Annotated in this window: 29 protein-coding genes; 18 read left to right on the forward strand and 11 right to left on the reverse strand. The window is 71.0% G+C overall.

Annotated features, from left to right (window positions below; all coding sequences use genetic code 11):
• The first annotated feature begins 23 nt into the window (after positions 1 to 23).
• Both ACIPJ2_RS09665 and ACIPJ2_RS09670 read left to right on the forward strand, forming a co-directional pair.
• Complete coding sequence (locus tag ACIPJ2_RS09665) at positions 24 to 455, forward strand: flagellar hook assembly protein FlgD (protein WP_402728636.1); 432 nt, start codon at positions 24 to 26, stop codon at positions 453 to 455.
• A gap of 48 nt (positions 456 to 503) precedes the next feature.
• Positions 504 to 1,679 carry a flagellar hook protein FlgE gene (locus tag ACIPJ2_RS09670; RefSeq protein WP_281264436.1) on the forward strand — a complete coding sequence of 392 codons (1,176 nt, stop codon included), beginning with the start codon at positions 504 to 506 and terminating at the stop codon, positions 1,677 to 1,679.
• A gap of 130 nt (positions 1,680 to 1,809) precedes the next feature.
• Here ACIPJ2_RS09670 and ACIPJ2_RS09675 read toward each other — a convergent pair whose 3' ends face one another.
• The gene (locus ACIPJ2_RS09675) at positions 1,810 to 2,076 is read right to left on the reverse strand and encodes a hypothetical protein (RefSeq protein ID WP_402728637.1); all 267 of its coding nucleotides are present in this window, start codon (positions 2,074 to 2,076) and stop codon (positions 1,810 to 1,812) included.
• Between ACIPJ2_RS09675 and ACIPJ2_RS09680 the strand changes: the two genes are divergently transcribed.
• From ACIPJ2_RS09680 to ACIPJ2_RS09690, 3 genes are all read left to right on the forward strand, one after another.
• Positions 2,075 to 2,710, forward strand: coding sequence for a hypothetical protein (locus ACIPJ2_RS09680; protein ID WP_402728638.1), 636 nt, complete (start codon positions 2,075 to 2,077; stop codon positions 2,708 to 2,710). The two genes, ACIPJ2_RS09675 and ACIPJ2_RS09680, sit on opposite strands and share 2 nt — an antisense overlap.
• 212 nt (positions 2,711 to 2,922) lie before the next feature.
• Positions 2,923 to 3,936, forward strand: coding sequence for a family 16 glycosylhydrolase (locus tag ACIPJ2_RS09685; protein ID WP_402728639.1), 1,014 nt, complete (start codon positions 2,923 to 2,925; stop codon positions 3,934 to 3,936).
• A gap of 117 nt (positions 3,937 to 4,053) precedes the next feature.
• Positions 4,054 to 4,695 carry a hypothetical protein gene (locus tag ACIPJ2_RS09690; protein ID WP_402728640.1) on the forward strand — a complete coding sequence of 214 codons (642 nt, stop codon included), beginning with the start codon at positions 4,054 to 4,056 and terminating at the stop codon, positions 4,693 to 4,695.
• Here ACIPJ2_RS09690 and ACIPJ2_RS09695 read toward each other — a convergent pair whose 3' ends face one another.
• Both ACIPJ2_RS09695 and ACIPJ2_RS09700 read right to left on the reverse strand, forming a co-directional pair.
• On the reverse strand, positions 4,696 to 5,262 hold the full coding sequence (locus ACIPJ2_RS09695) for a GrpB family protein (protein ID WP_402728641.1): 567 nt from the start codon (positions 5,260 to 5,262) through the stop codon (positions 4,696 to 4,698).
• Positions 5,259 to 5,948 (reverse strand): DUF402 domain-containing protein, encoded by a 690-nt coding sequence (locus tag ACIPJ2_RS09700; protein ID WP_402728642.1) that lies wholly within the window; start codon positions 5,946 to 5,948, stop codon positions 5,259 to 5,261. Before ACIPJ2_RS09700 ends, ACIPJ2_RS09695 begins: the two co-directional genes overlap by 4 nt.
• A 26-nt stretch (positions 5,949 to 5,974) precedes the next feature.
• Here ACIPJ2_RS09700 and ACIPJ2_RS09705 point away from each other — a divergent pair, with 26 nt between their 5' ends.
• The 5 genes from ACIPJ2_RS09705 (at position 5,975) to ACIPJ2_RS09725 (ending at position 10,957) form a co-directional block, all read left to right on the forward strand.
• Positions 5,975 to 6,502 carry a hypothetical protein gene (locus ACIPJ2_RS09705; protein ID WP_402728643.1) on the forward strand — a complete coding sequence of 176 codons (528 nt, stop codon included), beginning with the start codon at positions 5,975 to 5,977 and terminating at the stop codon, positions 6,500 to 6,502.
• A 55-nt stretch (positions 6,503 to 6,557) separates the two neighbouring features.
• Positions 6,558 to 7,169, forward strand: coding sequence for a TetR/AcrR family transcriptional regulator (locus ACIPJ2_RS09710; RefSeq protein WP_402728644.1), 612 nt, complete (start codon positions 6,558 to 6,560; stop codon positions 7,167 to 7,169).
• Positions 7,170 to 7,202: 33 nt separating this feature from the next.
• Positions 7,203 to 8,999: a sulfatase gene (locus ACIPJ2_RS09715; protein WP_402728645.1), complete on the forward strand. Its 1,797-nt coding sequence runs from the start codon at positions 7,203 to 7,205 to the stop codon at positions 8,997 to 8,999.
• Between the two features lie 76 nt (positions 9,000 to 9,075).
• On the forward strand, positions 9,076 to 10,431 hold the full coding sequence (locus tag ACIPJ2_RS09720; RefSeq protein ID WP_402728646.1) for an MFS transporter: 1,356 nt from the start codon (positions 9,076 to 9,078) through the stop codon (positions 10,429 to 10,431).
• A 187-nt stretch (positions 10,432 to 10,618) separates the two neighbouring features.
• On the forward strand, positions 10,619 to 10,957 hold the full coding sequence (locus tag ACIPJ2_RS09725) for a DUF402 domain-containing protein (RefSeq protein WP_402728647.1): 339 nt from the start codon (positions 10,619 to 10,621) through the stop codon (positions 10,955 to 10,957).
• Here ACIPJ2_RS09725 and ACIPJ2_RS09730 read toward each other — a convergent pair.
• Entirely contained in the window at positions 10,949 to 11,362 is a 414-nt protein-coding gene (locus tag ACIPJ2_RS09730; RefSeq protein WP_402728648.1) for an NUDIX hydrolase, read from the reverse strand. The two genes, ACIPJ2_RS09725 and ACIPJ2_RS09730, sit on opposite strands and share 9 nt — an antisense overlap.
• Positions 11,363 to 11,407: 45 nt before the next feature.
• On the opposite strand from ACIPJ2_RS09730, the gene ACIPJ2_RS09735 reads away from it, so the two are divergent.
• A complete protein-coding gene (locus tag ACIPJ2_RS09735) occupies positions 11,408 to 12,103 on the forward strand; it encodes an alpha/beta fold hydrolase (protein ID WP_402728649.1) in 696 nt (231 codons plus the stop codon).
• 9 nt (positions 12,104 to 12,112) lie between these two features.
• Positions 12,113 to 12,622, forward strand: a complete 510-nt coding sequence (locus tag ACIPJ2_RS09740) for a tetratricopeptide repeat protein (RefSeq protein WP_402728650.1) — start codon at positions 12,113 to 12,115, stop codon at positions 12,620 to 12,622.
• A 77-nt stretch (positions 12,623 to 12,699) separates the two neighbouring features.
• Here ACIPJ2_RS09740 and ACIPJ2_RS09745 read toward each other — a convergent pair whose 3' ends face one another.
• Positions 12,700 to 13,176 (reverse strand): MarR family winged helix-turn-helix transcriptional regulator, encoded by a 477-nt coding sequence (locus ACIPJ2_RS09745; RefSeq protein WP_402728651.1) that lies wholly within the window; start codon positions 13,174 to 13,176, stop codon positions 12,700 to 12,702.
• A 75-nt stretch (positions 13,177 to 13,251) separates the two neighbouring features.
• Here ACIPJ2_RS09745 and ACIPJ2_RS09750 point away from each other — a divergent pair, with 75 nt between their 5' ends.
• From ACIPJ2_RS09750 to ACIPJ2_RS09760, 3 genes are all read left to right on the forward strand, one after another.
• On the forward strand, positions 13,252 to 14,043 hold the full coding sequence (locus ACIPJ2_RS09750) for an SDR family NAD(P)-dependent oxidoreductase (protein ID WP_402728652.1): 792 nt from the start codon (positions 13,252 to 13,254) through the stop codon (positions 14,041 to 14,043).
• 15 nt (positions 14,044 to 14,058) lie between these two features.
• The gene (locus ACIPJ2_RS09755; RefSeq protein WP_402728653.1) at positions 14,059 to 14,721 is read left to right on the forward strand and encodes a dihydrofolate reductase family protein; all 663 of its coding nucleotides are present in this window, start codon (positions 14,059 to 14,061) and stop codon (positions 14,719 to 14,721) included.
• Positions 14,722 to 14,821: 100 nt separating this feature from the next.
• Positions 14,822 to 15,487: a DedA family protein gene (locus ACIPJ2_RS09760; RefSeq protein ID WP_402728981.1), complete on the forward strand. Its 666-nt coding sequence runs from the start codon at positions 14,822 to 14,824 to the stop codon at positions 15,485 to 15,487.
• Positions 15,488 to 15,590: 103 nt separating this feature from the next.
• On the opposite strand, the gene ACIPJ2_RS09765 is transcribed toward ACIPJ2_RS09760, so the two are convergent.
• The 3 genes from ACIPJ2_RS09765 to ACIPJ2_RS09775 form a co-directional block, all read right to left on the reverse strand.
• Positions 15,591 to 16,286, reverse strand: a complete 696-nt coding sequence (locus tag ACIPJ2_RS09765; protein WP_402728654.1) for a phosphatase PAP2 family protein — start codon at positions 16,284 to 16,286, stop codon at positions 15,591 to 15,593.
• A 111-nt stretch (positions 16,287 to 16,397) separates the two neighbouring features.
• Positions 16,398 to 17,459: a sensor histidine kinase gene (locus tag ACIPJ2_RS09770; protein ID WP_402728655.1), complete on the reverse strand. Its 1,062-nt coding sequence runs from the start codon at positions 17,457 to 17,459 to the stop codon at positions 16,398 to 16,400.
• The gene (locus ACIPJ2_RS09775) at positions 17,456 to 18,118 is read right to left on the reverse strand and encodes a response regulator transcription factor (RefSeq protein WP_402728656.1); all 663 of its coding nucleotides are present in this window, start codon (positions 18,116 to 18,118) and stop codon (positions 17,456 to 17,458) included. Before ACIPJ2_RS09775 ends, ACIPJ2_RS09770 begins: the two co-directional genes overlap by 4 nt.
• Positions 18,119 to 18,200: 82 nt before the next feature.
• Here ACIPJ2_RS09775 and ACIPJ2_RS09780 point away from each other — a divergent pair, with 82 nt between their 5' ends.
• Entirely contained in the window at positions 18,201 to 18,950 is a 750-nt protein-coding gene (locus ACIPJ2_RS09780) for an ABC transporter permease (RefSeq protein ID WP_402728657.1), read from the forward strand.
• A 19-nt stretch (positions 18,951 to 18,969) separates the two neighbouring features.
• On the opposite strand, the gene ACIPJ2_RS09785 is transcribed toward ACIPJ2_RS09780, so the two are convergent.
• Positions 18,970 to 19,725 (reverse strand): carboxymuconolactone decarboxylase family protein, encoded by a 756-nt coding sequence (locus ACIPJ2_RS09785; RefSeq protein WP_402728658.1) that lies wholly within the window; start codon positions 19,723 to 19,725, stop codon positions 18,970 to 18,972.
• Between the two features lie 169 nt (positions 19,726 to 19,894).
• On the opposite strand from ACIPJ2_RS09785, the gene ACIPJ2_RS09790 reads away from it, so the two are divergent.
• Complete coding sequence (locus ACIPJ2_RS09790) at positions 19,895 to 21,484, forward strand: Na+/H+ antiporter (RefSeq protein ID WP_402728659.1); 1,590 nt, start codon at positions 19,895 to 19,897, stop codon at positions 21,482 to 21,484.
• Positions 21,485 to 21,553: 69 nt separating this feature from the next.
• Here the strand turns inward: ACIPJ2_RS09790 and ACIPJ2_RS09795 are convergent, their stop codons facing one another.
• Together ACIPJ2_RS09795 and ACIPJ2_RS09800 are read right to left on the reverse strand one after the other, a co-directional pair.
• The gene (locus ACIPJ2_RS09795; protein ID WP_402728660.1) at positions 21,554 to 22,753 is read right to left on the reverse strand and encodes an MFS transporter; all 1,200 of its coding nucleotides are present in this window, start codon (positions 22,751 to 22,753) and stop codon (positions 21,554 to 21,556) included.
• Entirely contained in the window at positions 22,750 to 23,865 is a 1,116-nt protein-coding gene (locus ACIPJ2_RS09800; protein ID WP_402728661.1) for a DUF475 domain-containing protein, read from the reverse strand. Before ACIPJ2_RS09800 ends, ACIPJ2_RS09795 begins: the two co-directional genes overlap by 4 nt.
• Positions 23,866 to 24,100: 235 nt before the next feature.
• On the opposite strand from ACIPJ2_RS09800, the gene ACIPJ2_RS09805 reads away from it, so the two are divergent.
• On the forward strand, positions 24,101 to 24,382 hold the full coding sequence (locus ACIPJ2_RS09805; protein ID WP_402728662.1) for a flagellar FlbD family protein: 282 nt from the start codon (positions 24,101 to 24,103) through the stop codon (positions 24,380 to 24,382).
• The last annotated feature ends 1 nt before the right edge of the window (position 24,383 follow it).

Consider the following 24,383-nt stretch of genomic DNA (forward strand, 5'->3'; position numbering starts at 1 on the left):
CCGCTCCACGACAAGGAAGAACCATGCCGATCGACTCGATCACCGGCAGTGTGGACCAAGCCACGCAGGCCGCAGCCCTCGCCGCGAACGCCGCCTCGAAGAAGTCACAGACGATGGACTCCGAGGTGTTCATGAAGCTGCTCGTCACGCAGCTGCAGAACCAGGACCCGTCCTCGCCGATGGACACGAACCAGATGATCAGCCAGCAGACGCAGCTCGCGATGATGGAGCAGATCACCAACCAGACCACGACGGGGAACGAGAACTTCTCGTTGCAGATGCGCATCGCCGCGGCGAACCTCGTCGGCAAGCAGGTCACCTACACGGACGCGTCCTCCGGCGCTTCGGTCAGCGGGACCGCGAGCGCCGTGTCGTACGCGAACAGCGTGCCGACCGTGACCGTGAACGGGAAGGAGGTCGATCTCGACGTGATCTCCGGTATCAAGACCGCCTGACCCGCTCCCTCCGCTTCTCCCTCCGTCTCGTTCTGAAAGGAACACACCATGCTCCGCTCGCTCTACTCCGGTATCTCCGGACTCCGCTCCCACCAGGAGATGCTCGACGTCACGGGCAACAACATCGCCAACGTCAACACCGTCGGGTTCAAGGCCTCGTCGACGGTCTTCCAGGACACCCTGTCGCAGATGACCCAGGGCGCCGGCGGGCCGCAGACCGGCATCGGCGGCACCAACCCGGCGCAGATCGGACTCGGCGTGCAGGTCGCCGGCGTGTCCACCAACTTCGCCCAGGGGTCGGCGCAGGCCACCGGCAAGGCAACAGACCTGATGATCTCGGGCGACGGCTTCTTCGTCACGCGGCTCGGCAACGACACGATCTACAGCCGTGCGGGCGCGTTCGACTTCGACGCGAACGGCCGACTCGTCAGCGCCGACGGCAAGATCGTCCAGGGGTACTCCGCGACGAACGGTGTGATCAACGACGGTGGGCAGCTCACCGACATCGTCCTGCCGCTCGACGCCGCCGCACCGGCGACCGCGACCTCCTCGGCCACCGTCACCGGCAACCTGCCGTCCGACACCGCCGTCGGTGAGACACTCAACCGTGACGCCACCGTGTTCGACCAGAACGGCAGCAAGCACACGCTCTCCCTGGCGTACACGCGGACCACGACCGGGTGGAGCGTCACGGCGTCGAACGGGCAGGGGACCTCGGCGACCGGCGCGATCACCTTCGCCGCGGACGGTTCCGTCGCGTCCGGTGGCACGCTCGCGGTCGGCGGCATCACCGTCGACATGACCCAGCTGTCCGGGTTCGCGGCGCTCAACACCGCATCGATCTCGTCGCAGAACGGGCACGAGGCCGGGTCGCTGCAGGGCTACTCGATCTCGAAGGACGGCACCGTCGTCGGCACGTTCTCGAACGGGTCCTCGCTCGCCATCGGCCGCATCGCGCTCGCGACGTTCGCGAACCCGGCTGGCCTCGAGAAGACCGGTGCGTCCGGCTACCGCGCGACGGCGAACTCGGGCCAGGCCACGGTCGGTGCGCCCGGCTCCGCCGGTGTGGGGTCGCTGGCGTCCGGCACGCTCGAGATGTCCAACGTCGACCTGTCGCAGGAGTTCACGAACCTCATCGTGGCGCAGCGCGGGTTCCAGGCGAACGCGCGCATCATCACCACCTCGGACGAGGTCCTGCAGGAGCTGACGAACCTGAAGCGCTGAGCCGTTCGGCGGCGCCGTGGCGTCGGGCGCCGCCGTTCGACCAACCCGGGAGCAGTCCGCACCACGATTCGCCGTGGTGCGGACTGCTCCCGGTTGTGCGGTGGGACGCGACTCCATGCCGCGAGATCGGTCAGACGTGTTTCTGCCACGCGCCGGACCACCAGGCCGGCTCGAACCCGATCGACGTGTTCACCGCGAGCATGTGGGTGTCCTCCTCGGCGTTGGCCGTGAGGACCGCCGGTGAGTCCGGCACCGCTCGTGCCCATTCAGCGAGGGCAGTGCACTTCGCCCGGTCCTCGACCGGGGGACGGCCGTGGACGAGGGAGCGCGACGGCCACCGTGCCCTCCGCTGGGGCACGCGGCCCGAACCGGGCTGGGGGATGATGACGACTGCCATGGACACCACGACTCCTCCGCGTCACCGGGACGACTCGGTGCTGCCTGCCGGAGGGGCGCAACGCCCGACGCCGTGGCTCACGGTGGCGCGTTGGGCCGGACGACTGCTGCTCGTCGTCACCGTCCTGGCGGTCGTCTTCACCCGGGCGACGCGTGCGGAGTGGACCGCACAGGGCTACGACGCCGACGGGTTCCCGGTGAGCTGGGTGCCGAACACGACGCTCCTGCTCGTGCTCGTCGTCGGGATCGCCTGGCAGTGGGTCAGTGGACTCGCCGCTTCGCCTGACGCATGCTGGCGGGACGGGGACACACTCGTCGCGCCGACGGTGTTCGGTGACCGGCGGATCCTGGTGCCCGGCGCCTTCGTGCTCCCGTTCCGCCTGCTCGATCAGACGGGCGTCGTCCACGGTGGGCTCGTGATCGATCGGCGTCTGCATGTCGTCGCGCTCGTTCCCGCGCTGTGGTCAGGAGGTCGTGGACGTCTCGACCGTCTGACCGGCCGTCGTGCCGACGGGACGTTCCTCCGTGCGGTGGGCGAGTACGCGCTCGGGTTCGTCTGGCTGCTGTCGGTGGTCGTGGTCGTCCTCGGGCTGATGGCCCTCGTCGACGTGCTCACCGGGGCGATGGGGCGCTGAACGTCGACCGAGCACCTCGGGGTACACGAGTGGCCGCTCCGCGCTCCGAGCGGGGAATTCGGGGGACGATCTCGCGGTGACCCCCAAACGGGGCACAGGATGATGCAGGATGTTCGCGGACACGTCACCGATTCCCCTCGGGACGTGCGTCCGCCCCTGACGACTCCCCAACCCGAAGCCCTCGAGGAGCACGACATCCACACCCGAATCACGTGCACGCCCATGCGCGGCACGACCTCCACGTCCAGCACGCCCACCATCGATCGGCACCAGCGGTGAAGCGCGGGCGCATCGTCCTCGCGGCGGCCACCGCCTCCGTCCTGTTGGTCGGGATCCCGACCGCTGCCTCCGCACACGCGTGGGGCTGGGGCGGCCGGTGGCACCACGCACCGCCCGTCGTGTCGCCCGCCCCGTCGGACGAGCCGACGAGCACACCGTCCGACGAGCCGACGAGCACATCGAGCGACGAGCCGTCCGGCGATCCGACGGACATCCCGACGGAGACCCCGACGAAGACCCCGACGGCTGGGCCGACCGACGCTCCGACGCCCGCCCCCTCCGCGACCCCCGAGCAGGCCGCGCCTGAGCCCGTCGCGGACGACGCAGCCGTCGCACCCGACTCGTCGTTCGTCGAGAACTTCACGACGTCCGCGGTCACCGGCCTCGTCCAGTCCCTGTACCCGCAGTCGTGGCAGCCCTACCCCGACGGCACGTCCGGCATCTACGAGCCGAGCAAGACGGTGTCCGTCCACGACGGCGTGATGGACGTCCAGCTCGGCGGTGCGGGCGCTGCCGGCACCTTCGGGTCCAAGGACGGCGCGTGGGACCACGTCGGCGGCTCGTTCTCCGTCCGGGCCAAGGCCACGGGCGGCGACGGCAACGGTGCGGCGTTCATGCTCTGGCCGAGCTCGAACGTCTGGTCCGACGGCGAGATCGACTTCCCCGAGGGCAACTTCGAGTCGAGTCCGTCCGCGTTCCAGCACTCGATGACCCCGGGGCAGGAGGACGAGCGCGTCCAGGTCGGCACCGGCGTCTCGTGGCGTGACTGGCACACGTACACGATCGACTGGGTCCCCGGCGAGTCGGTCACCTACAGCGTCGACGGCCAGGTCCTCCAGACCCTCACCGAGGACGTGCCGACGACCGCGCACCGCTTCATGTTCCAGACCGGCAACTGGGGCGACGACGGCAACCTCCTCATCGACTGGGTCTCCACGACCGAGTGATGCAGGCCCGGACACGGGCCGGACGGGAGGCTCGGTGCCAGCTGGCGCCGAGCCTCCCGTCCGTCGTCCGGTCCCCGTTACGGCGGCGACGGTTGCGTGGTTCGCTGGACCGGACGGATGGGGGACTCAGTGATCTCGACGACGCCGGACCCGGGGAACCCGTGGCCGCGCGACATGCTCCTCACGATCGAGAACGGCGCGCAGACGCTGCTCGATCTGCTCTGGGTCCGAGAGGCGTGGGCGCTCGACCCGGTCGGTGAGGATCTGCCGCCGGTGCTCGTCGACACGCCGGATCGGGAGACTGGCGGATCCGGAGCCGATCGCGCGAGGTGGTCGGTGGCGTGGCCCGCGCTGTGGGGCGCATGCCTCGCCCATGCCGGTTCGCAGCCCGATCCGCGAGCGATCGAGCGGTTGCACGACCCGTCGATCCCACAGGCCGAGCGTCGTGCCCTGCTGGAACAGGTGTCCGGACCGTCGTGGCGGGACGAGTTCGGCGATGCTGCGTTCACCCGGCGGTACGACGAGTGGACATCGGCACGGTTCGACGAGATCACTTCGCCGGAGGTCTTGCGACGGTCACCGGAACGCGAGCGTCTCGAGCAGCTCGTCCCAGCGTGGCGAGCGGGGTTGACGACGATCGTCGAGATCCCGTGCCGGGGGACGTTCACCAGACGGGTGGGGCCATACGGTCTCCTCGTGACCGCCGAGACCAGGAGCGAGCCGGACGGCTACGCGGCAGCGCTCAGCTCGTTCGCGTGATCACCAGCCGCGGGCTGCCCGGGCTCGCGCCTTGATCGCGGTGATCACCTCGGTCTTGGCATCGGCGTAGTCGTTCATGTCGTCCCACTGCCGGTCGAGCAGTGCACGCTTCGTCTCGGCGTAGAGCGCCCGGTCCGCGGCGTCGGCGCGCAGGTGGTCGCGCAGGAGCCGGTACTCGTCGACCGCGGGCGCACCGTGCTCGTAGACGTGCACGTGGGCATCCCGAGCCGGCGTGCGCACGAGCCGATGCCCGGGTTCACGGACGCGGAGCTCGTAGCCGGCGGCCAGGAGCTGGTCGAGGTAGTCCTCCTCGGCGGTGATGTCCTCGACCGTGACCAGCACGTCGATGATGGGCTTCGCCGCGAGGCCGGGCACCGCAGTGGAACCGATGTGTTCGATCCCCGTCTCCGGCCCGGGCAGGACCTGTCGGATGCGCCGCTCGTGCTCGCGGTAGCGGTCGGCCCAAGCGGGGTCAGCGTCGTGGAGGGAGACCTCGATCGCCTCCGGCCCGCCGACGATCTCGACGGTCGTCACGTCCGGTCGGCGTCGAGCTCGTCGGGCGGTCACGCCACCCGCTCCCAACCCGTCGGGAGGGCGACCGGGGTGCTGTCCCTCGGCAACCAGGCCTCCCACTCGGCGTCGAACGGCCACGACCGTGCGGACGCTGCATCGCGGGCCGCCTCGCCCGCCGCCCGGATGCTCGTGGCGCGCTCCGCGGACCAGAACCCCGACGACTCCAGGAACGCGAGTTCGTCGACGTCCTTGAACGAGACCTGCCAGCCGTCGGCCGCCTGCCGCGCGACGACGTCCAGCGTCCAGTCCTGCGTGTCGAACCCGACGTCCGATCGGACCCACGGCGTCTCGAGGTTCACGTACCAGTCCGGCTCCCACTGCACGCCGTCGTGCCAGCGCCACACGGACCACGGCACGTCTCGCTGGTGCACCCGGACCACGGTGGATCCGAACCACGTCGCTTCCCGGTACGAACCGTCCCAGTCGTCGGGCAGCACGAGTCGTCCGTTCGGGCCGCTGCCGACCCCTGCGCGGTTGCGGACCTCGGAGTCGGGCGTCGTGGCGACGACCGAGAACTCGTCCGAGTCGACGACGACCGTTCCGGCGACGGTGAACCCGACGGCGCGGCCGTGGTGTCCGTACTCGTTGATGCTCCTGAGGGCGACCGGTGTCCCTGGTTCGAATCGACCCGCGTCGTCGCGGGGTGCTCGTGCGGTGTCCATCGTGTTCGAGCATGCCATGTCGACAGGGTCGGTACGCTGACGCGATGACGACGACGTCCGAGGTCCTGGTGCTGTCGGGAGCGGCCGGCGCCGGCAAGTCCACTGCGTGCGTGGCCATCGCCGGACGGGTCCCCGGTGCGTGCGCGATCGACGGCGACACGCTCTCGTCGGCTCGGCGCCCGTGGGACTACGACGAGTACTGGGCCTTCACGATGCGCGTCTGCGCTGATGTGCTCCGGAACGGGCTCGTCCCCGTCATCTGCGGGATCGGGATGCCGGGGCAGGTGTTCCCCGCTGCCGACGTCGCCGGGCTCCGCGTCGACATGCTCGCGCTCGTGTGCGACCCGGACGCGATCCGTCACCGTGTCGTCGAGCGCGGGTACGGCGGGGCGTGGCAGCACCCCGAGAAGCACGTCGCCGTCGATCGCGAGCTCCGCGACGCCGCGGCACGGGCGCCGCACCGGTTCGCGACCTTCGACACGTCGCTCCACGGCATCGACGAGACGGCGGACGCGACGGTCGAGTGGGTGTCCGCCGCAGTCGTCCGCCGCGTCGCGGCCGCAGCCCGCTGATCCGGAGGCCCCTGCCCACGAGAGCGGGCCGGTACCGACTGGCTAGGGTGGTCGGGTGAACGCTCAGGGCCGACCGACTCGACCACGAGGCGACGAACGCCGCCGTCAGATCCTCGACGTCGCGCTGCGGTTGTTCGCCGAGCGGGGCTTCACCGACGTGAGCGTCGCCGACGTCGCGGGAGAGGTCGGCATCACGACGGCCGGGCTCCTGCACCACTTCGGGACGAAGAACGCCCTGCTCATCGCGGTGCTGCAGGAACGCGAGACCCGCAACGGACAGGTGGACGAGTCCCTGCGGGCCGAGGGCAAGGACTGGCTCGAGACGTTCGTCGGCCGGCTCGAACAGAACGAGGACCACCCGGCGCTCGTGCAGCTGTTCGCGCTGCTGTCCGCGGAGAGCATCACACGCGACCACCCAGGTCACGACTGGTTCGTCGAGCGCTACCGCGTGCTGGCCGAGACGTCATCGCACGAGATGGACCGGCTCCTCGACCCGGCGAAGCTGCCGCCGGGGGTGACAGCGACGACCGTCAGTCAGTGGCTCGTCGGACTGGCGGACGGACTCCGGCTGCAGCAACTCCTCAACCCCGGCTCGGTCGACCGGATCGAGTCGGTGCGCGCCTTCGTCGGCATGCTCGAGCAGTACCGACGGGATGACCCGGCTTGACTTACTAAGTACTTAGTAGGTTAGAGTCACGGCATGCGAGCCGTGATGGTGCTGTTCGACAGCCTGAACCGCAAGTTCCTCCCGCCCTACGGGGCCGACTGGGTGCACGCCCCCAACTTCGAGCGTCTGGCACGCCAGACGGTGCGGTTCGACAACTGCTACGCGGGCAGCATGCCGTGCATGCCCGCCCGGCGCGAGCTGCACACCGGCCGCCCGAACTTCCTGCACCGGTCCTGGGGGCCGCTGGAGCCGTTCGACGACTCCGTGCCCGCGATGCTCTCCGACGCCGGTGTGTACACGCACCTCGTCACGGACCACCCGCACTACTGGGAGGACGGGGGAGCGACGTACCACAACCGCTTCGACACGTTCGAGTTCTTCCGGGGGCAGGAGGGGGACGCGTGGAAGGGGCACGTCGCCGAACCCGAGGTCCCGGCGAGCACCCGACGCGTCCGTCACGCGCTCTGGCGGCAGGACCTGGTGAACCGGCAGTACCTGCAGGACGAGGCCGACCACCCCCAGACACTCACCGTCGACGCCGGCCTGGAGTTCATGGCGACGAACCGTGACGAGGACTCGTGGATGGTGCAGATCGAGTGCTTCGACCCGCACGAGCCGTACTTCTCGTACCGCGAGTACCGCCGTCACTACGGCTCGCTCGACGAACCCGGCACCGCGACGGTCGACTGGCCCGACTACAAGCGCGCGGACGAGACCCCCGAGGTGATCGAGCGGACCCGGGAGGAGTACGCGGCGCTGCTGTCGATGTGCGACGCGTCCCTCGGCCGGGTGCTCGACCGCTTCGACGAGGAAGGTCTCTGGGAGGACACCTTGCTCATGGTGTGCACCGACCACGGCTTCCTGCTCGGTGAGCACGGCTGGTGGGGCAAGAACATCCAGCCCTGGTACGACGAGAACATCCACACGCCGTTGTTCCTCTGGGACCCGGTGTCCCGCGCCGCCGGGACCGCCACCGATGCCCTCGTCCAGACGATCGACCTCGGCCCGACGCTGCTCGACCTCTTCGGCGTCGACCGGACCGAGCGCATGCAGGGCCGCTCCATCCTGCCGATCGTCCGCGCGAGCGCAGACCCCGCGGATGCCGACCGCGACGACTCGGTCCGCACCACCGCGATGTTCGGCTCGTTCGGCGGCCACGTGAACATCACCGACGGCCGGTACGTCTACATGCGTGCCGCCGCCGCCCAGAACGCTCCGCTCCACGAACACACCCTCATGCCGACCCACATGAACTCGCGCTTCACCCCGGCCGAGCTGCGCGACGCCGAACTCGTCCCGCCGTTCGACTTCACCCGCGGTGTGCCGGTCCTCCGTGTCCCCGGCTCGGCGTTCGGCGACCCGTCGTCCTTCGGGACCGTCCTGTTCGACCTCGCGACCGACCCTGAGCAGGAACACCCAGTCATCGACGACGCGCTCGAGCTCCGCATGGTCGGGTTGCTGCTCGACGCCATGCGCGCCAACGACGCCCCGCCGTCGCAGTACGAACGCCTCGGCCTGCCGCAGGCGGGCCCTGCCGACGGTTCGCACCTGCTCGCCCGCGCCCAGCTCGACCGGTACCGTGCCGCACTCGAGCCGATCCCGGCGGCTGGCGAGTTCCCGACGGACCGGCCGAGTGTGCGCACCCCGATCACGAGCCTCCTGTCCGTCCCGCAGGCACGTGCCGTCCTGGAGGACGCGCTCGGCCCGGTCGTCGGCCAGCTCGCCGCCCAGACCGGCTCGTCGACCCTGCTCGACCTCGCCCCGTTCACCCCGGCGCTCCGCGCCGCCGCGATCCGGCGCATCGACGCGCGCCTCGCGGCGATCTCCTGACCGGCAGCCGAACCACCCAGGGCCCCGGCCCGACACCACCCGACCCCAGCACCAGGTATCTCGACGAGGAGTTCCGATGGCACAGCAGGCACCACACGCCGCCACCCCGACCGACGCACCAGCGACACCGCCGTCCGTCATCGTCCCGAGGCGGTGGCGACGACTCGCTGCCGTCGTCGCCCCGCTCTGGGCCGACAACAACGAGGGCAGCATCCTCAGCACCCTCGCGCCGGTCATCATCGCGGCGATCTCGCTGCCGCTCGCCGCCGTCGGCGTCCTGACCTCGATCGCGAAGTTCATCAGCATCCTCTTCGGCCCGTTCTGGGCGTTCGTTGCCCGGAAGACGAACCGGAAGGCGACCTTCGTCATCACGACCGCCATCACCGGTGTGCTCACGGCGCTGACCGGCCTGGCGCAGAACTACGCGCACATCATCCTGTTCTACGGCCTGTCCGCGGTGTTCATCGCGGCCGCGCTGCCGATCGTGAGTGAGATCACGACCGACCTCTTCGACGAGAAGAGCCGCGGCCGCGCCTCCGGCTACACCTGGGGAGCGATCTCGTTGCTCGGCTCGATCGCGGGTCCGCTCATCGGGCAGCTCGCGAACGTGCACGACGGGTGGCGCTACGGCTTCTTCATCTGGGGCGGCCTGACCATCGTCGCTTCGCTCGTGCTCCTGTTCTGCTTCACGGATCCCGGCCTCGGCGCGAGCGAGCCGACGACGGCGATGATGACGGTCGAGCAGCGCGCCGAGAACGAGCGCATCACGTGGGCGAAGGTGCGACGGATGTTCGGGATCCCGACGTTCACGCTCATGCTCGTCCAGCGCCTCATCTCCGGGCACCTGCTGATCGGGTCGTTCGGCATCCTCTTCCTCGTGCAGACGTACGGCTTCAGCACGGCCGTCGCAGCGGTCGTCACCCTGCCGTTCGGTCTCGGCTACCTCGTCGGGACGTTCGGCGGCGGCATCGTGACGGACGCCCTCCAACGGCGGTTCCCGCGTGCGGGCCGGATCGCCGTGCTGCAGTTCGCGCAGCTCGGGTTCGCGGTCGCCTCGCTGATCGCGACGCAGTTCGACTGGGGCACCATCTGGGTGTTCGCCGGCCTGTGGTCGGTGATGGGGTTCATGCAGGGCTTGAACCCCGGTGTGAACCGGCCGATCGTCGCGTCCGTCGTGCCGCCGGAGCTCCGCGGTGCCGCGTTCGCGCTCATGCTCTCCGTGTTCGAGGGGCTGGCCTACGCGCTCTTCAACCTCTCGGCGGGGTTCCTGGCCGAGGCGATCGGCCTGAAGGCGGTCATGTTCTGGATCCCCGGCGTCTTGATGCTGGTCAACGCGGCGTTCGTGACGCTGCTCTACCGGACCTACCCGCGGGACGTGGACCGGCTCGACGCGCTCCTGCAGGCGCGCACCGGTTCGGTGGCGACTCACTAGCGGACTGGAGGCTCGGTGCCGGCCGTCACCGAGCCTCCAGTCCGGCTCCTGGCCGCGCCGGGTCCGTAGGCTGCGGTCCCATGGACGACGACGTCACGCTCCTGCGGTACCGCTACCCAGACGGTCGGCTGCAGGCCGCGTTCCCGTTGCGACGGATCGAGGAGACCGCTGAACGGTTCGTCGGCTGTTGCCGGTCGGGTCCGACTCGGGGTGGTACGTGAACCTCGAGGCCGAGAAGCAGCGCGACCACCTCGGCGTGACGTCGGTGGACTGGCACCTCGACCTGCGCGTCTCGCCGGACTTCGTCGTGACGTGGAAGGACGAGGACGAAGCGGCTGCCGCCGTGCAGACCGAGTACCTCCGGGAGCGGGACCTCGAGGCTGCACGGGAGACCGGACAGGCGATCGCGCGGGACCCCGAGGGCTTCGTCGACGCGATCGGCCACTGGGAGGGCTTCCGGCCCGCGCCCGGACTCGATCGCCCGCTCGCGCTGCCGGACGGGTGGGACGCCCCGGCGTCAGGCTGAGCGGAGGAGGTCGAGCACGCCCTCGGGGTAGACCTGGTCGTCCGTGTCGAGGGGGACCCACCGCACGGGACTGCCCTCGTCGAGCACGACGAGCGAGGCGTCGAGCGGCACGGAGTCGAGACCGGGGGAGCCGACCGCGAAGACGTGCACGAACTCGTGCCCCGGGTGTCCCTCGAACGTGAAGATGTTCTCCAGGACGCCGAGTGGCTCGACCACATCCAGGTCGACGTCGAGCTCTTCCCGGAACTCCCGGCGGAGTGCCTCCTCCGCGGTCTCGCCGAACTCGATCCCGCCCCCGACCGGCCGGTGGAACCGGAGGTCTCGGACGCGGTCGTGGTTCTCGGACAGCAGCACGTGGCCGTCACGGACCGGGAGTCCGACGGCGATGTTCCGGATGGACGACATCGTCCCACCCTGTCAGCGCATCTGCGGTCTCGCTAGGGTCGTGCCATGGCGGAGACCGGCGCGTTCGTGTTCCTGCACGCCTCGAACCGCACGGTGGATCGGGCGTGGCCGGTCGCGTCCGGTCTGCCGGACAAGCGGTTCGCGCGGATGCCCGGCTACGACACCGAGTCGGCCCCGGCCGTACCGTTCGACCAGGACGCGTGGGAGTCACGGCTCCTCCGAGCATGCCCAGACGGCGCCGTGGTCGTCGCGCACTCGTTCGGTGGGCCGGTCGCGATGCGTGCGGCCGCCCGGCGCCCCGATCTGGTGCGGGCGCTCGTGCTGTTCGAACCGGCGGCGTACGCACTCGCACGGGGGACCCCCGCGGTGGAGGACCACGTCCGACGGGTGCAGCCCGTGCTCGACCGTGCCGGGTCGCTCGATGCCGCGAGCTTCGCGGTGGCCTTCGGGGACGCGGTGTCGGGCCGGTCCGACGCGTCGGCGCCGACCACGCCCGAGGGTCTGCTCGCGGCCGAACGGCAGCGCATGCTCCCCGGCCCGTGGACGCTCGACACCCCAGAGCACACGGGTGTCCCGACGCTCGTCGTCACCGGTGGGTGGAACGACGAGTACGAGACGATCGCCGCGCACGTCGACGGGGCGGCGCACGTGCTGCTCGCCGGCCTCGGACACCGTCCGCAGGAGCACCAGGACGCCACGCGGGTCGTGCTCGACTTCGTGCGAGCGGTTTCGCCTCGGTAGCCTGGCGCGATGCCGATCATCCCCGATGCCGTGCCCGCCGACGTCGAGTGGGAGCACCTGGTCGACGCGCTCTGGGCCGACGAAGCCGTCGATCCCGAGTCCCGCGTGGCCCTGATGCGCGAACTCGCCGGCTCCGCACCGCACCCCGCGCTCGGCGCGTTCGAGCTCGGCGGCGCCTACGACTCCTCCGGGCACGAGGCCGAGGCAGCCGAGCAGTACGCCGCCGCGGCCGACGCCGGCCTGGCGGAGGTCGACCCGGATCGCGCAGCCCGGATGGTCGTGCAGTACGCGTCGACCCTCCGCAACCTCGGCCGGCTCGACGACGCCATCGCGATGCTGCGGGACGCCCCCGAACACGAATCGACCGGCACGGCACCTCGGGTGTTCCTGGCGTTCGCGCTGCACAGCGCCGGCCGCCACGACGAGGCCCTCCGTGTCGTGATCGAGGCGCTCGAGCCGACGCTCCCGCGCTACAACCGTTCCGTCCGCGCGTACGCGGCGGCCCTGACGGACCACTAGTCGACGAACCACCAGTCGACGGACGGGAGGCTCGGTGCGGGCCGGTGGGGAGCCTCCAGTCCGTCATCGCGACCGATTCAGGGCCGTTGGTCACCCTGGTCTGGTGGGGTCCAGACGGGCTCCGGGCCGACGGCCGCCGCGATGCGGCGGCTGATCACACCGAGCTGCCGGACCTGCGCGCTGGTGAGGGCGCCGAAGACGACCTCGTCGACGAGCGCGCGGTGGCCGGGGGTGGCCTGCGCGACGGCGGCGTGCCCGTCGTCCGTGAGCACGGCCAGGGTGAACCGGCCGTCGCCCGGGTCGGGTCGCCGGTGCACCCAGCCCTTGCCCTCGAGCCGGGTGACGGCGCGGGAGAGCCGTGACAGCGTGCAGCTGGCGTACCCGGCGAGGATGCTCATCCGGAGGGTCCGGTCGGGGGCGGTGTCGAGGGCGTACAGCACGCCGTACTCGAAGTGCGTGAGTCCGCTGTCCCGTTGCAGCTGTGCGTCGAGCGCGGTGGGGAGGCGCTCGAGGACGGTGGCGAACGCCGCCCACACGGCCTGGTCATGTTCCATGACTCGATAGTACTTGCTCAGGCAAGTCAGCCTCGCTACGGTGACTTGCCTGAGCAAGTCATCGACGGGAGTGACATGGACATGCAGCTGCGCGGCACGACGGCCTTCGTGAGCGGATCGACGGGCGGGATCGGGTTCGCCGTGGCGTCCGCGCTGAGTGCCGAGGGGGTCCGGGTCATCGTCAACGGACGGTCGGCGACCCGCGTCGATGCGGCGGTCGACCGTCTGCGTGCCGCGTGGCCGGACTCGTCGCCCCGCGGGATCGTCGCGGACTTCGGGGACCCGGCGTCGGTGCAGCGACTGCTCGCGGAACTCGACGAGGTCGACGTCCTCGTCAACAACGTCGGCCTGTTCGGGCTCACGGCGTTCCCGGACATCGACGACGACGAGTGGCAGCGGTACTTCGACGTGAACGTGATGAGCGGCGTGCGGCTGTCCCGGCACCTGCTCCCCGGCATGCTCGCGCGGGGCCGGGGTCGCATCGTGTTCGTCAGCAGCGAGTCCGGTGTCGCCGTGCCGGCCGACATGGTCCACTACGGCACCACGAAGGCAGCGATGATCGCGCTCGCGAACGGCTTGGCGAAGACCACGCGGGGGACCGGGGTGACCGTGAACACCGTGCTCGGCGGCCCGACCTACTCGGACGGCGTCGCGAGCGCGGTCGAGGCAATCGCTTCGTCGCAAGGGGCCACGGTCGACGAGGTGAAGGCCGCCGTCATCGCGCAGAACCGCACCACGCTGCTCGAGCGGTTCATCGAGCCGTCCGAGATCGCCGACATGGTCACCTACCTGGCGAGCCCGCGGTCGTCGGCGACGAACGGTGCCGCACTCCGGGTCGACGGTGGGGTGCTCACGACGACCCTCTAGTCGTATGGTTGCTGCGTGTCGATCGTCAGGGTGCACAACTTCGCCATCTCGCTGGACGGCTACGGCGCGGGCGCCGACCAGTCGCTCGAGCAGCCGTTCGGCCACGCCGACGGACGGCTCATGCAGTGGTTCTTCGGGACGCAGACGTTCCGCGCGATGCAGGGGGCGTCGGGCGGGAGCACCGACCTCGACGACCGGTTCGCGCGCACGTGGGGCGATGGCATCGGTGTCGAGATCATGGGCCGGAACAAGTTCGGGCCTGTCCGCGGGCCCTGGCCGGACGAGTCGTGGACGGGCTGGTGGGGCGAGGACCCGCCGTTCCACACCCCGGTCTTCGTGCTGACGCACCACCCCCGGGAACCGCTGTCGATGGCGGGCGGGACGACGTTCCACTTCGTCGACGCGAGCCCGTCCGAGGCACTCGCACAGGCTCGCGCTGCGGCGCCCGGGCTGGACGTGCGGATCGGGGGCGGCGTCGAGACGGTCCGAGCGTTCCTCGCAGCGGACCTCATCGACCGCATGCACGTCGTCATCGTCCCGATCGTGCTCGGACGGGGCGAGCGGCTTTGGGACGGTCTCGAAGGACTCGAGGACCGCTTCACGATCGAGGCGACCCCGTCGCCGTCCGGTGTCGTCCACCTGACCTTCGAGCGCCGGGAGACCACCCCCGCCGGGTGAACCGCGTCATCGGAACGGACATGCGGCGTTGCGGAGTCCGCGCTGCCCCACCGCATTCTTCGAGGTTCCTTGGGAGTGGTCGGGAACAGTCGCCGGCATGATGCTCCCGCTCGCGATCCCGCTGTTCGACGCCTCCTCGCTGCTCCACTCCTTCGGGCCGTGGGTGCTGCTCGGCATCGGCGTCGTCGTCTTCATCGAGTCCGGGGTGCTGTTCCCGTTCCTGCCGGGCGACTCGTTGCTCGTGACCGCCGCGATCCTGGCGACGCCGCTCGGCGTCGCGCCGTGGCAGATCATCGTGGTCGGGATCCTCGCCGCGGTCGCCGGGGACCAGGTCGGGTACTGGCTCGGTCGGGAGTTCGGCCGGCGGTTGTTCCGGGACGACGCGCGGCTGCTCAAGACGTCGCACCTCCGCGAGGCCGAGGCGTTCTTCACGAAGTACGGGGCACTGTCCCTGGTGCTCGGTCGTTTCGTACCCGTCGTGCGCACGTACGTCCCGCTCGCCGCGGGCACCGCCGACCTGCACTGGCGCCGGTTCACGCTCTGGAACGTCGTCGGTGCGGCGACCTGGGTGGTCGTCATGACGATGGTCGGCGTGCTCCTCGGCGGCATCCCGTTCGTCGCCGACCACATCGACGTCCTCGCGATCGTGATCGTCGTGGTCTCCGTCCTGCCGGTGGTGATCGGTGCACTCCGCACACGGCAGAAGCGTCGCGCGGCCGCGCGGCGCGATCGCACGTCGCAGGACGAGCAGCGGGTGATCGGGTGACGAGACCGATTGCGTCACCCGGTTGCGGACGGGAGGCTCGGTGCCGGCTGGCGCCCTGCCTCCCGTCCGCACGTGGCCGCGTTCCGGACGCGACCCGCCGCGCTCAGGCCAGGAACCGGACCCGCGGCGCGATGCCGCGGATCCACACCGCCCGGACGAACGGCGCGACGCCGAGGGCCCAGACGACCGACGCCAGGACGTCCGTCGGAAAGTGGACCCCGTCGACGAGCAGCGAGCAGAGGACGACGAGGACGACGAGCGGTACGGCGACGCGGACGGCTCCGGCGGCCCGGGTGTCGGCCAGCAGCAGCACGACCGCGACGGCCGCGGCGACGACGAACACGGAGTGTCCGCTCGGGTAGGACGCGTCGACCTGCGCGGGGGAGAACGGGTGGGGAAGGTGCAGTGCGTCGGGGCGGGCGCGGTGGACGACGAGCTTCACGACCGCTGACGGCAACCAGGTGCCGGCGATCACGACGGCGAACGCGGCTGCGGGCCGCACGTCGCGACGCACGGTCCAGATCACAGCGGTCGCGACGACGGTCAGCAGGATCGCTGGCACAGGGCTGAACAGTTCGTAGACGGTGTTCGTCACCACGCCGACGAACCCGGTGTGCAGCGCGTTGAACCAGATCACCACCGACAGGTCGGCACTGCTGTCGTGGAGCGCCACCCCGGCGACGAGCACGGCGATGACGGCTGCTGCCGCGACGATGCCGGTGCGGGCGACGGAGGCGGGACGGAGGATGCCGGTACGCGTCCGCTCGGAGCGACGCGGGCGGGTCAGTTGCGGAGTCACGCGTCGATCGTCGCGTGGTGGTTCCCAGACGGCTCCAAGAACCCGGATCGCATTCGTCGCTCTCCGCCGTCATGGTGTCGATGTCCGGTGTGCGGGTGACGGACGTCGTCGTCAGCGCGCCGACGGCAGCGTGAGCAGGAACGTCGTCCCGGCCGGCCCGGTCTCCTGCACCCGGACGGCACCGCCGTGCCGGACGGCGATCTCCCGCACGAGCGCCAGGCCGATGCCGTAGCCGGTCCGTCGGACCGGCGCACCGCCCGGCGTGCTGGTCGATGCGCTGGTGGACTGGGCGGCTGGCGTGGGCGCGGCGCCGACGTTCGGCGTCCCGTGGGCGAAGCGGTCGAACACGCGCGACGGGTCGACGCCTCGGATCCCGCCACCGTGGTCGGTGACGCTGATGTCCACCCACCGGCCACGTTCCCGGACGCCGACCTGGACGACGCTGTCCGCCGGTGCGTGACCGACCGCGTTGTCGACGAGCGCGACGATGCACCGGCGGAGTGGCACAGCGGGAACCGTCACACTCGCGTCGGTCGGTGCGTGCTCGATGCGGATGCCGTGGTCGCCGGCCAGGACCTGCAGGTCGCTGATCGCCGCGTCGAGTTCGACACCGACGCGTGTGGAGCTGGTCTCCCCGTCGTCCGTGGAGGTCGCCGCCTGCAGCAGGTCGTTCACGATGTCGACGAGCGCTCGGGTGTCGTCACGCAGCGCGTCGACGACCTCGCGGTTCGGGTCGTCCGCCGACGTCTTCCGGCTGAGTTGCTGGACTCGGGCGTCCATGACGGTGAGCGGGGTCCGGAGCTCGTGGCCGGCGTCCGCGACGAACGTGCGCTGCAGACGGAGCGCCTCGCCGATCGGGACGACGGCCCGGCGCGCGATGACCCACGTCGCGACCCCGGCCAGGAGCACGGCACCGGCCCCGATCACCGCCAACGCGACGACGAGTTCGTCGCTGTCGACGAAGATCCGCGTGGCGTTCTCGGCGTGCTGCTCCAGCTCTTCACGAGGGGTCGACTGCCAGAGGACGAAGGCCAGCACCAGCCCGATGATGAGCACGACGAGCCCGGCGGAGACCGCGGCCACCTGCCAGCCGATCCGGATCGCCGACCGTCGGACGGCGGTGCGGTCGGGGTCGTGGTCCGGACCGGTCCGGCGCGGCCACGGCCCGCTCACGGCGACCCGATCCGGTAGCCGATGCCGCGGATCGTCGTGATGAGCTCACGGTCGGTCTTCCGGCGGATGTAGTGCACGTATGTGTCGACGGTGCCCTCGACCTCGCTCGCGCCGAACACGCTGGACAGGATGTGTGACCTGGAGAACGCGGTCGTCGGTGACTTGGCGAGCAGTTCGAGCAGGGCGTTCTCGCGGTCGGTCAGCTGGATCCGCCCGGAGTACGGCGAGTAGACGGTCGCCGTCGCCGGGTAGAACGTCCACTCGCCGATCGGCACGGGGTCACCCTCGGACGAGAAGTCACGCGTGAGTGCCCGGAGCCGTGCGGAGAGCTCCTCGAACTCGAACGGCTTGACGAGGTAGTCGTTCGCGCCGGCGTCGAGACCCGACACCCGGTCGTCGAGGGTGCCGAGCGCGGTGAGCATGAGCACCGGGGTCGCGTCACGACGGCCCCGGAGCCTGGCGATGACCTCGGCGCCGTCGATCCCCGGCAGACGACGGTCGAGCACCATCACGGCGAACATCCGCTCCGCTGCCAGACGGAGCGCGTCCTCTCCGGTGGTGGCGAGCGTCACGTCCCAATCCTCACCGAGGACGTCGGCGACGATGGGTCCGAGTCGCGGGTCGTCCTCGACGAGCAGCAGTCGGGACGCGGTCGTCACGTGGCCTCCGGAAGGTCGATGTCTTCCACAGGTTGCCACACGCGCCGATCACTGTGCTGTCGGCACGTGGCAAGGTCGACTCATGATCGAGTGGAGCGCCGTCGTGTGGACGTTGGTCGGCGTCCTCGTGCTCGTCGCCGTCGCGACGACGCTCCTGCTCGTCACCCGTGCACCGTCTCCGTGGGCACCCGCTCTCGCCGTGCTCCGTGGGACCGCGCAGCTCGCCGCGATCAGCCTGGTCCTCGCCGGCGTCATCCGGGATCCGGTCTGGATCGCGATCGCCCTGGTGGTGATGTTCAGTGTCGCGGCGACGACGTCGGCCCGTCGGCTCGGCGCGTTCCGGCAGCGGATCGGGCCGGTCGCGCTCGCGATGGCGGCTGGCATCGTCGTGTCGCTCGGTGTCGTGTTCGCCACCGGCGCGGTCGCGTTCGCACCGCGCTACGTGCTCGCGGTCGGCGGGATCGTGATCGGCAACGCGATGACCATCGCGACGCTCTCCGGTCGGCGGTTCGTCGAACTCGCCGACGACCGGTGGGACGAGGTCGAGGGGTGGCTCGCGCTCGGGGCGACCCCGCGACGGTCCACGGCGGACCTCGTGCGCCGCGCGGTCCACGCCGCGATGGTCCCGACGACCGACCAGACCAGGACGACGGGCCTCGTCACGCTGCCCGGTGCGTTCGTCGGCGCGATCTTCGGTGGTGTGTCACCGCTCGATGCCGGCCGCTTCCAGATCGTCGTGCTCGCGGCGATCATCGCTGCCGGGGCGATCGTCGCGACGGTGCTCACGGCCTTCCTCGCACCCGTCAGGACCCGGCCGGCGCCACTCGACTGACCGCCGACCGCATCGACGGTCAGGCGGCGGGCGCGCCCTCGTTCACCGCGGCCAGGCCGTTGAGCGTCCGGGGGTAGCCGACGAAGGGCAGCAGGACCGTGAGCACGTCGAGGAGGTCGCCGCGGGAGTTGCCGACGTGCAGGTTCGCCGCGACGTGCCCCTTCACCTGACCGTCGGCGCCGCCGAGGCCGACGAGCATCGCGAACGTCAGCAGTTCACGCATCCGGACGTCGAGACCGGTGCGCGTGTAGTGGTCGCCGAAGCAGTTCGCGGAAAGGAAGCGCTGGAAGTGCAGGGCGTCGTCCGGTGCGTTCGCGTACATCGCCTCCACGCGGTCACCGACGATCTCGGTCTGCTTGGCCTTGCCGACCTCGAAGCGGTCATCCGGCGTCGTGGTCGACTGGCCGGGGAGCGGCAGCTCGACGCCGCGCTCGGTGAGCACCGCGTTGGTGATCCGCAGGAAGTCGACCACCCGCGCGATGCCGACGTAGGCGACGGCCTGGTAGACGACCTCCTTGACCTCGACGGGCGTGACGTCGTTGTCGAGCGCGGCGCCGAGCATCGTGCGGAACTCGGTCTGCGCACCGACCGCGATGATCGCCCCGAGCTGGACGACCAGCCGATCGTGCCGGTTCATCGACGCGGCACGGAGCGTCTCGTCGAAGGCGAAGTCGTCGAAGAACGCGACGAACTCGGGGTCGGTCTCCGCGAGGGTGGAGACGTGGTCCGGGAAGAGGGTGTCGTGCTCCGCGCGGGCGGTGTCGTCAGCTGGCATGCCCTCGACGCTAGGGCTCGATCGGCGCCGGGAGGAGGCACTGCCAGTACACGGAAGCCGGGAACACCCTCCGGCGACGTCAGGAGCGCGCGGTTCGCGCCTCGGGCAGGATCGTCGGCAGCGTTGCTGCGAGTCGCGCACAGGCACCGCCTGCCATGCTCTGAGGCCCATGGAACTCATCGCACCCGAACTCGTCGTCGTGCTCGCCACGGCGATCGCGGTCGCCACCGCCGTCTCCGGGCGCATCCGGATCGCACCGCCCGTGCTGTTGCTCGTCTTCGGCGCCGGGATCGCCTTCATCCCGGTGTTCGGCCGACTGGAGCTCCCGGCGGACGCCGTGCTGCTCCTGTTCCTGCCCGCACTCCTGTACTGGGAGAGCCTGACCATCTCGCTGCGGGAGATCCGCGCGAACCTGCGGGGCATCGTCCTGATGGGCACGCTCCTCGTCGTGGTCACCGCGGGCGGGGTGGCGACGCTCCTGCACCTGCTCGGCATGCCGTGGGGCCCGGCGTGGGTGCTCGGTGCCGCGGTGGCCCCGACGGACGCGACGGCCGTCGGCGCGCTGACCCGTTCCCTCCCGCGCCGGAACACGACGGTGCTCCGCGCGGAGAGCCTGGTGAACGACGGGACGACGCTCGTCGTCTACGGGATCGCGGTGGCGGTGACGGCGGGCGAGCAGACTCTGACGGCGTGGAACGTCAGCGGGATGCTGCTGCTGTCCTACGTCGGCGGCATCGCCGCCGGGCTCGCGGTGTCCTGGCTCGGCATGCAGGTCCTCCGGCGGGTGCACGCCGTCGTGCTGGAGAACCTGCTCACGCTGCTCGTCCCGTTCGTGGCGTTCCTGGCCGCAGAGGCGATCGGTGCGTCCGGCGTCCTCGCCGTCGTCGTGGCGGGGCTCGTCGTCAGCCAGGTCGCCCCGAAGCTCGACCGTGCCGAGACCCGCCAACAGGTGCGGTCGTTCTGGTCCTTCGCGACGTTCCTGCTCAACGGCGCGCTGTTCGTGCTCGTCGGCATCGAGGCGACCATCGCGGTCCGCGCGCTCGGCGTCCGGGAACTGTGGCTCGGCCTCGGCCTCATCGGACTGGTCTCGGTGACGGTCGTGGTGCTCCGCTTCGCCTTCCTCAACGCGTCGTGGGGCGCCGTCAAGCTCGTCACGCTGCGCACCGGCGGCACGCCACGAGAGGGACACCGTGACCGTGTGGTCAGCGGCTTCACCGGGTTCCGTGGGGCGGTGTCGCTGGCGATGGCCGTCGCGGTGCCGCGCATGGTCGAGAGCGGTGCGGCGTTCCCGGACCGCGACCTCATCGTGTTCGTCACGGCGGGCGTCGTCGTGGTCACGATCGTCGGGCAGTCGCTCGTCCTCCCCGCGGTCGTCAGGTGGGCGGACTTCGGCGGTCGCGACGAGGTGGCCGACGAGCGTCGGGACGCCGAACGGACCGCGATCGAGGAGGCGCTCGACGCCCTGCCGCGCCTGGCCAAGCGGCTCGGCGCCGACGACGAGGTGGTCGAGCGCATCCGCGGCGACTACGAGGGGCACCTGGCGCTCGTCCGGGCGGAGCAGAGCGACGAGTCCGACCACCCGTTGCTCGCGAAGCGCGGCGATGCGGTGGAGCTCGAACTCGAGCTCGTCCGGCACAAGTCGGCGACCGTGCTCCGGATGCGGGACGACGGCGACATCGACGACCTGGTGCTGCGCCAGGTCCGGGCGGAGTACGACGCCGAGGAGACCCGGCTGCTCCGCCAGGGCGAGCGCGACTGACCAGCAGCCGACGACTCAGCGGAGCGCGCCCGACTCGCAGCCACCCGGCCGAGCGCGCCTGACCCGCGGCTACCCGGCCGAGCGCGCCGCGGTCCGCTGCACCCCGGCTGCCGGCGCGATGACGACCGCGATGACGAGCAGCGCAGCCGGCACGAGCATGGTGAGCTGCAGCCCGAGGTGCTCCCCGAGGAAGCCGAGCGCCGGCGGCCCGACGAGGAACGCGATGTAGCCAGCTGCGGCGACGACGGACACGCGGCGGTCGCCGTCGGTGGGGTGGTCACCCGCCGCGGAGACGGCGAGCGGGAACCCGAGCGCGATGCCGAGGCCCCAGACCACCGCCGCGATGGCGGTGAGGAGCGGGGTCGGCGCTACGACGACACCGAGCACCCCGATCGCACCGACGGTCGCGCACGCCCGGATGACGGTGCCGCGCCCGAAGCGGGTGACGAGGGGCGTCCCGGCGGACCGGCCGATGAACATCGCGAGCGCGAAGCCGGTGAACACGAGGGAGCCGAGGACCTCCGGAGCGTCGTGCTCGTTCGTCATGAGGAGCGGTAGCCAGTCGCTCGCGGAACCCTCGGCGAACGCCATCGCGAGCGTGATCACCGCGATGAGGAGCAGCTGCACGGTGACGACACCGCGGCGACGAACGGGTCGGGTGTCGTCAGCGGCGGGGACCTCGGCCCGGGGCAGCGGCCGGAGGTTCGTCGCGGCGAAGACCGCGAGCGCTGCCATCACGGCCGTGGCGATGGTCAGGTGCACGACGACGGGAGTCTGCGCGGCGGTCATCGCGATCCCGACGACTCCGCCCGCGACGGTGCCGAGACTGAAGCACGCGTGCAGCATCGGCACGACCGGGCGGCCGGTCGCACGCTCCTGCGCAGCGGCCTCGACGTTCAGGCCGATCTCGGCGACGCCCGCGCCGAAGCCGATGAGGAACAGTCCGCCCCAGACCCCGACGGCGAACTGCGCCGGTGCCAGGACCCCGACGAGCAGCATGCCGAGCACCGGCAGCGCTGCGCCGACGAGCACGAGCGGGCGGGTCCCGAGGACGCGGACGAGCGCTCCAGCGCCGAGGATGCCGATCATCGACCCGATCGACAGACCGAACAGGACGATGCCCATCGCCTCGATCGACGCGCCGAGGTCGGACCGGACGGCCGGGGTGCGGGTGACCCACGACGCGATGCCGAACCCCGTCATGGTGGACACCGCGAAGAGCGCCAGCCGGTGGAGTCGGGTGGGTGTCGGCGCCGTCGCTGTGCTCACGCGCCAACTCTCGCACGGCGGACCCACGCCCGCCACGGCAGTGACGTCGCGAGTGCCAGTCCGATGACCACCGAGCCGAACCACCCGACGACGGTGCCGGGGATCGGCACGAGCAGGCTCGTCCACAGCAGCACCGACAGCACGCCGAGCACGTACGCGGCCCCGGCCTTGAGGTACCGGAGCCGCTGCAGCCCGGCCGCCTGGTCCAGGTGCGAGGTCAGGCGAGCGAGGAACACCGCCCCGACCGCGATCGCCGCACCCGCGACGGCCGCCTGTTCGAGCGCACCGATGCCGTCGGACCCGAGCGGGCCCGACCCGGACAGCGAGTACACCCCGTCCAGGATCTCGAACAGCATGAACACGACGAGCCCGCGCTCGAACACGACGGTCGACGCGTACGCGTGGATCCGCCAGGCGTCCCGCCCGGTCCCGATCGAGGACGTGTCCGTGGTCCCGGCGGGGGAGCGGAGCGCCCACTTCGCCACGGCCTTCGACCCGAGGTAGCCGACGGTGCCCGCGACGCCACCGAGGACCGCCGGCACCACCGAGACGGGCTCCCACGAGGAGGCGGACCCGACGAGCACGGAGGTCAGCACCACACCGGTCCCAGCGGTGACCAGCGACCAGACGCGCGGCCGTGCGACGGCGGCGAGCCGGGCCTCCAGTCCGCCGAGCCAGGACCTGCGGGACGCACGGTCCGTGTTGAACAGGTACTCGGCGAAGACGAGCCAGATGAACGACGCTCCGAACGCGGCGAGTGCGGGACGCACGTCCTGCAGGTGCGCCGCGAAGGTGCCCGGTGCGAACACCGCCTCGGACACGGCGGACGCCGGGTCCGAGGCGTCGCCGACGGCGACGGCGGCCGGCGGCAGCAGCAGCCGCATCGCGAGGACGCCGGCGACGATCCCGAGCGACAGGAACAGGCGTCGCGCCGGGGAGTGCAGCCGGCCGGCGATGCCAGCCATCGGGACCGACGAGTCGGCCGCCATCGCGATCTCGAGCAGGGCGAGCGCGATGAACGCGAGTGCCGCGGCCGGGCCGAGCGTGAACCAGGCGAGTGCGGCGACGGCGGTCGTGGTGAGCAGGGGGACGGTCAGCAGGGATCTGGCCATCACCCCATGGAGCGCTCCGAACCTGCGCTGGTCGTGCACTCGGCCTGGGCACGGCCTGGAGGCTCGGCGTGCGTTCCCGAGATCGGGTGACGGCCGGTCCCCACTTGCGCGGACGCCCGCGCTCCTAACGCGCGCCGCCGTGCGGCCGATAGACACCGCTGACCACCCACGGAAGGGCGGTCGCACACCCTGCCCCACGGACGGCGGCGGGGACGAGACACACCAAGGACGGGCCATGATCGTCGTCACACGACTCAACGGCAGCGGGTTCGCTGTCAACCCCGATCTCGTGGAGCGCATCCAGGAGACGCCGGACACGACGCTCATCATGGTCGACGGCGCGAAGTACATCGTCCGCGAGTCCATGGCAGAGGTGATCGACCGGATCGCCGCGTACCGCGCCCGCATCGTCACGATGGCGTACGGCACCGAGCCGCGCGGTGCCTCCGAACTGCGCGGTGCCACCGGCCCGCAGCCGGTCCTCGCGCCGGTCGCACCGCTGCACGGGGAGCGCTGAC

Source organism: Curtobacterium sp. NPDC090217, assembly GCF_044746705.1.
Taxonomy (GTDB): domain Bacteria; phylum Actinomycetota; class Actinomycetes; order Actinomycetales; family Microbacteriaceae; genus Curtobacterium.